The following is a 4,362-nucleotide window of genomic DNA, read 5'->3' as shown; positions in this document are numbered from 1 at the left end:
ATGGAGTCCAGGTAGCGGCGCATCGTCGCGAGCGCCTTTCCGCGTGCGGGGACGGGATAGCCGTCGACCTCCACGACGGTGTCGTCGACCCGGTGGCCGCCCAGACCGAGCAGATAGCGTCCGGGGAAGGCCTCGCCGAGCGTGCGCTCGGCCGCCGCCATGGCCAGCGGATCGCGGAAGGCGATGTTGGCGATGCCCGAGGCGACGACGATGCGCCGGGTCGCGGAGAGCAGCAGCCAGGCCTGCCCCACGGTGTCCCGCCCGAAGGCCTCTCCGTACCAGAGGGCGCCATATCCCAGCTCCTCGATCTCCGCGGCGGCCTCCCGGACCCGTCCCGCGGGGTGCCCCTCGAAGGCGAACGTCCACACTCCGGCCTGCCCCAGCCCGCCCCGCTCCGTAGCGCCGCTCATGCGCCCACCCTTGCCTTCCGTCCTGCTTTCCGGAGAAGTTCTCCGTTTCTTGAGTGGCAGGATACGGAGAACCTCTCCGGTTGGCTAGCCTCCGGCCGTTCGGTACGCGACGATGACCCGATGAGGGAACCCCAGGAACGGCGCGGCCAGGCAGGGCAGGACCGCCGCACCCCCGCGGACCGAGCCCCCGCGGACGACGTCCCCGCCGACCGGCGGCCGCGCGCGGACGCACGGCGCAATCGCGAGCGGATCGTCGCCGCGGCACGCGAGGCGTTCGCCGAGTCGGGCCCCGAGGCCTCCCTCAACGAGATCGCCCGCCGCGCGGGGGTCGGCCCGGGCACGCTCTACCGCCACTTCCCCGCCCGCCCCGCGCTGCTGACGGCGGTACTCCAGGACCGGATCGACACCCTGTGCGCACGCGCGGAGCAGCTGCTCGTCGCCGACTCCCCCGACGAGGCACTGGCCGAGTGGCTGCGCGCGCTGCTCGCCCACGCGCGCGTGAACCAAGGCCTGGGCAGCGCCCTGCTGCTCGAACGGCCGGACGCGCTGGGCTTTGACTGCCACCAGCGGATCCAGGACACGGCACACGGGCTCCTGGCGCGGGCCCAGCACCTGGGCACGGCCCGCGCCGACCTCACTGCTCCCGACCTGGTCCAACTGGTGGTAGGCATCGCGCTGTCGACGTCCCACGCCACGGCGGACCCAGCCCAGCCGGACCGTCTGCTGGCCCTCGCCCTCGACGCCGTACGCCGCCGCTGAGCCGCCGGCTTTGGCGGCGATCCGCGCCGCTGGGCCGACGGAGGCGGGCATCCGCGCCGCTGGGCGCGGTGAGTGTGTTCCGCCCGTCGGGTGTCGTCAGTGCCGCGCGCGCATCCGGTCGTACGTGAGCCCCAGCGCCCCCTGCACCAGCAGCACCGCGGCCGCCACGGCCAAGCCCCCGCTGCGTCGCCGCACCGCCCAGGCCGCGAGGGGCACTCCGGCCGCCACCTGCGCCGCGGCCAGCGCCCGCGCCCGGGGGCCGCGCACCCAGGGGCCGAGCGGCCCGCTCTCGACCACGTCGAACTCCGCCCGTACCGCGTCGCGCCATCCGGCCCACTCGACCTTGCGCAGGTCGCGCTGGACCCGCGCCGTCTCACGCAGCCGGTCGGCCGGTTCGCCGGGGCTCAGGCCGGGCGGGAGGGCGAGTCCCGTGCGGGTGAGGATGGCGAGGAGACCGAGCATCCTGGCGCGCGCGTCGGCCTGCGTGTCGGGCCGGGTCAGCGCCTCCAGGGACTGCATGTCGAGGACGGGATCGAGGCCGAGCCGCGCGGCGAACGTCCGCATGGCCTCGTCCTCGCCGACGGGCGTGCCGTTCGCCAGCCATTCGTAGCCGACGGTGCGCCGGAAACCGGCGGCGAGGGTGTAGCCGCAGCGGTCGGTGTCCCACCACAGGGCGAGCACGGGCCTGCCGGAGCCGACCGCGAGCGCGGTGGCCCAGCCGGTGAGCACCCGGTCGACCGGCTCCTCGCCGTGCAGCCACGGCTTGCCCTCGGGCACCAGCACGCTCCAGCCGCTGCCGGCCGGTGCGAGCAGCATTCCCTCGCGGAGCAGATGGGCCACGGGCTCGGCGGCGTCGGGTTCGGCGCGGCAGAGCAGCAGCGCGCCGACGCCGAGGGCACGCTCGGAGGCTTCTGACGACATGGCCCCACGCTAGGACAGAGGTTCACCCTCGGCATGTCTTGACTTCGCGGATCCGCGATATATCGTGAATAGGGAGAGACGCGATATGACGTGTCCTGTCCGGGCGTGTCCGCCTGGGCCGCATCAAGGAGGTCACCGCATGGCAGAGTGGTCCGTCGCCGAGCCCCGAAAGCTCGCGTTCGACGCCCCGGTGGCGACACTCCGCGTCCGCGTGGTCAATGGAACGGTGAACGTGGTGGGCACCGAAGAAGGCTCCGCCCGCCTGGAGGTCTCCGAGATAGACGGGACGCCCCTGACCGTCACCCACAAGGACGGCACCCTCTCCGTCGCCTATGACGACCTGCCCTGGAAGAACTTCCTCACGTGGCTCGACCCCGGGAGCTGGCGCCGCGACGCGGTCGTCTCGCTGGCGGTGCCCGCGGGCACGCGCGTGGAGGTCGGCGTGGTCGGCGCGGCCGCCACGGTCTCCGGGATCGAGGGACCCGTGGAGGTCAAGGGCGTCACCGGCGACACGACTCTGGTGGGCCTTTCGGGCCGCCTCCGCGCCGAGACGGTCTCCGGGAGCCTGGAGGCCCAGGGCATCACGGGCGACCTGCGGTTCACCTCCGCGTCCGGCGATCTGACCGTGGTGGAGGCGGTGGGCTCCGCCGTCCGTGCGGACTCGGTGACCGGCTCGCTGGTCGTGGACCTCGACCCGGCGGGCAGCCCGCCGGACATCGCCCTGACGACCGTCTCGGGCGAGATCGCGGTCCGCCTCCCGCACCCGGCGGACGCCGAGGTGGAGGTGGACACCACGACGGGATCGGTGTCGAACGCCTTCGAGGGTCTGAGGATCAGCGACCAGTGGGGCGCCCAGCGGCTCACGGGCCGCCTCGGCTCGGGCGGCGGAAGGCTCAAGGCGACGACGGTGTCCGGCCCCATCGCACTGCTGCGCAGGCCGCCGACGGAGGAGGGTCCGTACGACGACGACCCCCTGGACACCCCCCTGGACGCCACCGCGCCGGACGACGACCCGAGCAATGGCCCGACCCACAAGAAGGTGCTCTGAGATGCCCCCCGTGTTCGCCCACGGCCGCCTGCGCCTGTACCTCCTCAAGCTGCTCGACGAGGCCCCGCGCCACGGCTATGAAGTGATCCGCCTCCTCGAAGAGCGCTTCCAGGGTCTTTACGCGCCTTCGGCGGGGACGGTCTATCCGCGCCTCGCCAAGCTGGAGGCCGAGGGCCTGGTCACGCACACCACCGAGGGCGGCCGGAAGGTCTACGCCATCACGGAGGCGGGCCGCGCCGAGCTGGCGGGCCGCGGCGGCGAGCTGGCCGACCTGGAGCTGGAGATCCGCGACTCCGTCGCCGAGCTGGCCGCGGAGATCCGCGACGGCGTCCAGGGCGCGGCGGGTGATCTGCGCCGCGAGATGCGGGCGGCCGCCGACGAGGCGCGCGCCTCGGGCGGCGGCGCGGGCACCGGCGAGGCCTCCTCCGCCCCGTCCGACCCCTTCGGGGGCGCCTGGGGCGACAAGGACGGCTGGCGCAAGGCGAAGGAGGAGTTCAACCGCGCCAAGCAGGAGTGGAAGGAGCAGGCGCGCCGCGCGAAGGACGAGAGCCGCCGGGCCCGCGACGAGGCACAGCGGGCACGCCGCCAGGCCAAGGAGGCCCAGGAGAAGGCGCGGGTCCTGGCCCAGGAGGAGGCCGAGCGCATCGCCCAGCGCGTCCAGGAGCAGGTCCGTGACCACTTCACGCGAGGCGACTGGCCGGCGGGCGTACGGGAGAGCCTGACGGAACTGGCCAAGGGGCTCGGCGAGTTCGGCGTGGACCTGGGCAAGCACTTCCCCTACGCATCCGGCCCCGCATCCGGCACGGAGTGCGGGGCCGAGCGGGGGACCGATTCGGGCGCCGGTACGAAACCCGATTCCGGCCCCGACACCAAAGCCGACCCCAAGGCCAGCCCCGACCCCGGCGGTCGGCCCGCCTCAGCGACCGCCCCCCAGACCGCTCCCGGGACCGGGGGACCCGAGTTCAGTGCCGCCCCCGAGGACCTGATCGTGGAGTACATCCCCGACTGGGCCCGCGAGGAGCCGAGCGGCGACCCGGCCCGCGACCTCGACCGCCTGCTCGACCGCTTCCGCGACGACATCCGCGACGCGGCCCGCGACCACGGCGTGACCGAGGAACAACTCCGCGAGGCCCGCAGCCACTTGTCGGCGGCGGCGGCCCACATCGGAGCGACCCTGCACCCACGCAAGCGCTGACGCCGGTCCCCCCCGGCCACCACTAGCAC

At 74.1% G+C, this 4,362-nt stretch carries 5 protein-coding genes; 3 read left to right on the top strand and 2 right to left on the bottom strand.

Annotation, left to right across the window (positions count from 1 at the left end; all coding sequences use genetic code 11):
* Positions 1 to 410: LLM class flavin-dependent oxidoreductase (locus GKQ77_RS28430; RefSeq protein WP_219691801.1), on the bottom strand; the 410-nt coding region annotated here is incomplete at its 3' end.
* A gap of 120 nt (positions 411 to 530) precedes the next feature.
* On the opposite strand from GKQ77_RS28430, the gene GKQ77_RS28425 reads away from it, so the two are divergent.
* Positions 531 to 1,169, top strand: a complete 639-nt coding sequence (locus GKQ77_RS28425) for a TetR/AcrR family transcriptional regulator (protein ID WP_219691800.1) — start codon at positions 531 to 533, stop codon at positions 1,167 to 1,169.
* 96 nt (positions 1,170 to 1,265) lie between these two features.
* Here the strand turns inward: GKQ77_RS28425 and GKQ77_RS28420 are convergent, their stop codons facing one another.
* The gene (locus GKQ77_RS28420) at positions 1,266 to 2,090 is read right to left on the bottom strand and encodes a hypothetical protein (RefSeq protein ID WP_219691799.1); all 825 of its coding nucleotides are present in this window, start codon (positions 2,088 to 2,090) and stop codon (positions 1,266 to 1,268) included.
* 139 nt (positions 2,091 to 2,229) lie between these two features.
* On the opposite strand from GKQ77_RS28420, the gene GKQ77_RS28415 reads away from it, so the two are divergent.
* Both GKQ77_RS28415 and GKQ77_RS28410 read left to right on the top strand, forming a co-directional pair.
* Complete coding sequence (locus GKQ77_RS28415; protein WP_219691798.1) at positions 2,230 to 3,138, top strand: DUF4097 family beta strand repeat-containing protein; 909 nt, start codon at positions 2,230 to 2,232, stop codon at positions 3,136 to 3,138.
* Position 3,139: 1 nt separating this feature from the next.
* Complete coding sequence (locus tag GKQ77_RS28410; RefSeq protein ID WP_219691797.1) at positions 3,140 to 4,333, top strand: PadR family transcriptional regulator; 1,194 nt, start codon at positions 3,140 to 3,142, stop codon at positions 4,331 to 4,333.
* The last annotated feature ends 29 nt before the right edge of the window (positions 4,334 to 4,362 follow it).

Source organism: Streptomyces anatolicus, assembly GCF_019400875.1.
GTDB classification, from domain to species: domain Bacteria; phylum Actinomycetota; class Actinomycetes; order Streptomycetales; family Streptomycetaceae; genus Streptomyces; species Streptomyces anatolicus.
Note: the sequence above shows the minus strand (reverse complement) of the source record. Positions and strands in the feature narration are given on the sequence as shown.

What these genes read in the sequence shown, in the direction of transcription:
- GKQ77_RS28425 (WP_219691800.1), top strand. Translation starts at nt 531, where the DNA reads ATGAGGGAACCCCAGGAACGGCGCGGCCAGGCAGGGCAGGACCGCCGC.
- GKQ77_RS28420 (WP_219691799.1), bottom strand. Translation starts at nt 2,090, where the DNA reads ATGTCGTCAGAAGCCTCCGAGCGTGCCCTCGGCGTCGGCGCGCTGCTG.
- GKQ77_RS28415 (WP_219691798.1), top strand. Translation starts at nt 2,230, where the DNA reads ATGGCAGAGTGGTCCGTCGCCGAGCCCCGAAAGCTCGCGTTCGACGCC.
- GKQ77_RS28410 (WP_219691797.1), top strand. Translation starts at nt 3,140, where the DNA reads ATGCCCCCCGTGTTCGCCCACGGCCGCCTGCGCCTGTACCTCCTCAAG.